3 protein-coding genes are annotated in these 4,341 nt (G+C 62.5%); 1 reads left to right on the forward strand and 2 read right to left on the reverse strand.

The window, feature by feature from the left end:
* The first annotated feature begins 836 nt into the window (after nucleotides 1–836).
* Nucleotides 837–1,940 carry an alkene reductase gene (locus tag ACFE72_RS19205; protein WP_375414708.1) on the forward strand — a complete coding sequence of 368 codons (1,104 nt, stop codon included), beginning with the start codon at nucleotides 837–839 and terminating at the stop codon, nucleotides 1,938–1,940.
* Between the two features lie 258 nt (nucleotides 1,941–2,198).
* Here the strand turns inward: ACFE72_RS19205 and ACFE72_RS19210 are convergent, their stop codons facing one another.
* On the reverse strand, nucleotides 2,199–3,938 hold the full coding sequence (locus tag ACFE72_RS19210; protein WP_375414746.1) for an ABC transporter substrate-binding protein: 1,740 nt from the start codon (nucleotides 3,936–3,938) through the stop codon (nucleotides 2,199–2,201).
* A gap of 113 nt (nucleotides 3,939–4,051) precedes the next feature.
* Nucleotides 4,052–4,339, reverse strand: a complete 288-nt coding sequence (locus tag ACFE72_RS19215; protein ID WP_375414709.1) for a DUF2160 domain-containing protein — start codon at nucleotides 4,337–4,339, stop codon at nucleotides 4,052–4,054.
* Nucleotides 4,340–4,341: the final 2 nt, after the last annotated feature.

The raw sequence follows: 4,341 nt of genomic DNA on the forward strand, positions 1-4,341 counted from the left end.
GCTGAAACTTGGACTATACTTTCAATGAACCGGACAGCCGTGGGCTTGACCCGGCCATCCACGTCTTTGATGCGGCGCGGCGTGTTGAAGAAACCTGATTCACGAATTCAAACAGCGGAAGTCAGAGTCAGACACGGCTTTACGATCTCGCGGCGCCATGCGCCCGAGGTTTGCCCGTGAACGTCCCGCCCTCTTCGAGAAGAGGGCGTGCGGAACGCCGGGTGCCCTGTGCACCCACAGCCTCGCGTGCGAAAAAGGGTAGGCTGCACACGAGTATTTCAGTCACCGCAGATACACCGGCCTTCCCGGCGTCCCGCACGCGATGGTTTTAACGGCTTATCTCGTTGCTCCCCGGCAGCCGACTTCGCTTTTCGTTGCCGTCGGAACCGATGAGGATGGCCTTGGCCCGGCTTTGGGCGCTCTCATCGGCCCTTGGTGTCACGCGGGACACCGGGACCTCACGTCTTCACCGTCCGCCTGCAGCGCCGTACGTCAGCGTTCGGTTCGGCAACTCACGGACCCCTTGCGGGGATCGGCCCTGTCACCTCACCTCGCGCCTGACGCTGCCGCGTCCACCGCATCCTGCCCCGCGTCCGTGACGTTCGCGAGCGCCCCTGTAGTGGGGCAGGACACGGTCAGCATAAGCCGGGTTATGAGCGTGGGGATAGGTATACATTCACAAGTACGTGAACGCCGCTTTGGTCGATGGCGGGAGCCAGCGCGCGGGTGCGGCAACCCTGTCTAATAGCCTGCGAAAGTGCGATGGTGTGCGGCATTGCCTTTTGCCGGCGCAGCTCCCAACTCGGCATTACCTGCAATTTTACGGAAATAGCGACATGAACTTCGCGACCAGACTTTTCGAGCCGTTCCGGCTCGGCCCGATCACCCTTCCGAACCGCCTGGTGATGGCGCCACTTACCCGCAACCGCGCGGCGTCCGGCCTTGCACCCAGCCCGTTGGCGGTCGAATATTACGGGCAGCGCGCGTCCGCCGGTCTTCTGATCACCGAAGCAAGCCAGGTTTCACAGCAAGGCCAGGGTTATCAGGACACCCCCGGCATCTATTCGAAGCAGCAGGTAGCCGGCTGGTGCGCAGTGACGGACCGCGTCCATGAGCGCGGCGGCCGCATCTTTATCCAGCTCTGGCATGTCGGCCGGATTTCGCACACCTCGCTGCAGCCGGACAACGGCGCGCCGGTGGCACCCTCGGCGATTCGCGCCAAGGGCAAGACGTTTGTCGGCGGCACCTTCACCGACATTTCCGAACCGCGCGCGCTGGCGCTGGAGGAAATCCCCGGCATCGTCGACAGTTTCAGGCGCGGCGCTGCAAATGCGCTGCAGGCCGGCTTCGACGGCGTCGAGATTCACGGCGCCAACGGCTACCTGCTGGACCAGTTCGCCAAGGACGGCACCAACAAACGCAGCGACGCCTATGGCGGCTCCATCGAGAACCGGGCCAGGCTGATGCTGGACGTCTCGAAAGCGGTGGCGGCGGAAGCGGGCGCGGATCGCACCGGCATCCGTATCTCGCCGGTGACGCCGGCCAATGACGTCTCCGACAGCCATCCGCAGCCGCTGTTCGATTACATCGCCGATCATCTCAACGCGCTGAAGCTTGTCTACATCCATGTCATCGAAGGCGCGACCGGCGGCCCGCGCGACATCGCGCCATTCGACTACGGCTCGTTGCGCAAGCGCTTCAGCGGCACCTACATCGCCAACAACGGTTATGACTTCGAACTGGCGACCAAGGTACTGGCCGCCAACGAGGCCGACCTGATCGCATTCGGCAAGCCGTTCATCGCCAATCCGGACCTGGTGGAGAGGTTTAGGCGCGGTGCGCCGTTGAATGCGCCGGACAAGGCGACGTTCTACGGCGGCGGCGCCAAGGGATATACCGACTATCCCGCGCTCGGAGATTTGTTGCAGGCGGCGCAATAAGCATAATGCCCTAGCCCGGATCGAGCCGGAAGCGTGGTCCGGGAAAGTAGACCCGGGTCTCCCTGCGCATCAGCCGGGCCACAGTACCGTCTTCCTCGTTCCCGGATCGCTTCGCTCGCAAGGATAAAAAAAGGCCGAGATCGCTCCCGGCCTTTGGTTTTCCGGTATGCCCCGGCTTGTCTCCGGCATCCACGTCCTGGAACGAAGAAATTCGTGGATGGCCGGGTCAAGCCCGGCCATGACGATGTTGAGGCGTTCTCAGTTCGACGCCCGCTTCGGCGGGCTGGCCGGCCATGACTTGATCAGCGCGTCATAGTCGATGGTCTCGCCCTTCGGCTTTTCGTTGGCGAGCTTGCGCTGCGGCGCCAGGGTGCCGTCCTTCTGGGCCTTGGCGAACCAGTGCTCGGCCGTCTCCTTCTTGTTGAGCTTCGGCCCGCAGGCGCCCTGCACGCCGGATTTTTCCAGCCGCTCCATCACCGAATCCTGCGCGGCCGCGAGCGCGTCCATCGCAGCCTGTGGCGTCTTCGCACCGGACGAGGCATCGCCGATGTTCTGCCACCACAGTTGCGCGAGCTTCGGATAATCCGGCACGTTGTTGCCGGTCGGGGTCCACTGCACCCGCGCCGGCGAGCGATAGAACTCGATCAGTCCGCCGAGTTTCGGCGCGCGCTCGGTGAACGACTTGTCCCAGATGTCGGACTCGCGGGTGAAGGTCAGTCCGACATGGCTCTTCTTCAGCGACACGGTCTTGGAGTTGATGAACTGCAGATACAACCAGGCGGCCTTGCGGCGGTCCGGCGGCGTGGACTTCAGCAGCGTCACCGAGCCGGCGTCCTGATAGCCGAGCTTCATGCCGTCCTTCCAGTACGCGCCGTGCGGCGACGGCGCCATGCGCCATTTCGGCGTGCCGTCGGCATTCATCACGGCGATGCCGGGCTTCACCATGTCGGCGGTGAAGGCGGTGTACCAGAAGATCTGTTGCGCGATCGCGCCCTGCGCCGGCACCGGGCCGGATTCGGAGAAGGTCATGCCCTGCGCCTGCGGCGGGGCATACTTCTTCATCCAGTCGAGATATTTGGTGATCGAATAGACCGCCGCCGGACCGTTGGTATCGCCGCCGCGCTCGACGCTCGAGCCGACCGGACGACAGCCTTCCATGCGGATGCCCCATTCGTCGACCGGCAGACCGTTGGGGATGCCCTTGTCGCCGTTGCCGGCCATCGACAGCCACGCGTCGGTGAACCGCCATCCGAGCGACGGATCCTTCTTGCCGTAGTCCATGTGGCCATAGACCCGGACGCCGTTGATCTCCTTGATGTCGTTGGTGAAGAATTCGGCGATATCCTCATAAGCCGACCAGTTCACCGGCACGCCGAGTTCGTAGCCATATTTGGCCTTGAACTTGGACTTGTAGTCCGGATTGGAGAACCAGTCGTAGCGGAACCAGTACAGGTTGGCGAACTGCTGGTCCGGCAACTGGTACAGCTTTCCGTCGGGGCCGGTGGTGAACGACTTGCCGATGAAGTCGTTGACGTCGAGCATCGGATCGGTGACGTCCTTGCCTTCGCCGGTCATGTAATCCGACAGCACGACGGTTTGACCGTAGCGGAAGTGGGTGCCGATCAGGTCGGAGTCGTTGATCCAGCCGTCATACACGTTCTTGCCGGACTGCATCTGGGTCTGCAGCTTCTCGACGACGTCGCCTTCCTGGATGATGTCGTGCTTGACCTTGATGCCGGTGATTTCCGTGAACGCTTTCGCCAGCGTCGCGGATTCATATTCATGGGTGGTGATGGTTTCGGAGACCACGTTGATCTCCATGCCCTTGAACGGCTGGGCGGCCTTTTCGTACCACTGCAGTTCCTTCAACTGATCGGCCTTCGACAGGGTCGAGGGTTGAAACTCGCTGTCGATCCATTTCTGGGCGGTCGCATCGTCGGCGCGCGCCGGCGCGGCGATCGTGACCGAAGCGGCAATCAGCGCCACCGCGCTGGCCATCGTCATTAAGCGGGATTTGGTCGTTAAGTGTCGCATAGTTGGTTCCTCCGTTGCAGCGACAAACTGACTTCAGGCCCGGATTGCTTTTCCGGATCTGCTCTTTTTCGCATTCCTCAAACGTTGCGGAAAATCGCAACGGCTGAAACAAGCGAAATCACGGTAGCGAGCCACAGGCTCGACAATTCAGTTCCTTGTTCCCCGATCGGCAGCGTCAACAGCGCGTCGGTGCCGAAAAACGCGATCCATAACAGATGAATGACGGCGGCCAGGATCAGCGAGATGAACAGCCGGTCGCCGCGGGTGGTGGGAATCCGCAAGACGCCGACGCGCTCGGCCTCCGGATAGGCTGCCGCGAGCCAGGTCATGGTCGCCAGCGTCCCGGCCAGCAGCGCAAAGAAGATCG

Source organism: uncultured Bradyrhizobium sp., from assembly GCF_964252615.1.
Taxonomy (GTDB): domain Bacteria; phylum Pseudomonadota; class Alphaproteobacteria; order Rhizobiales; family Xanthobacteraceae; genus Bradyrhizobium.

Coding starts and splice junctions, on each gene's coding strand:
- ACFE72_RS19205 (WP_375414708.1), top strand. CDS start 837: ATGAACTTCGCGACCAGACTTTTCGAGCCGTTCCGGCTCGGCCCGATC.
- ACFE72_RS19210 (WP_375414746.1), bottom strand. CDS start 3,938: ATGGCCAGCGCGGTGGCGCTGATTGCCGCTTCGGTCACGATCGCCGCG.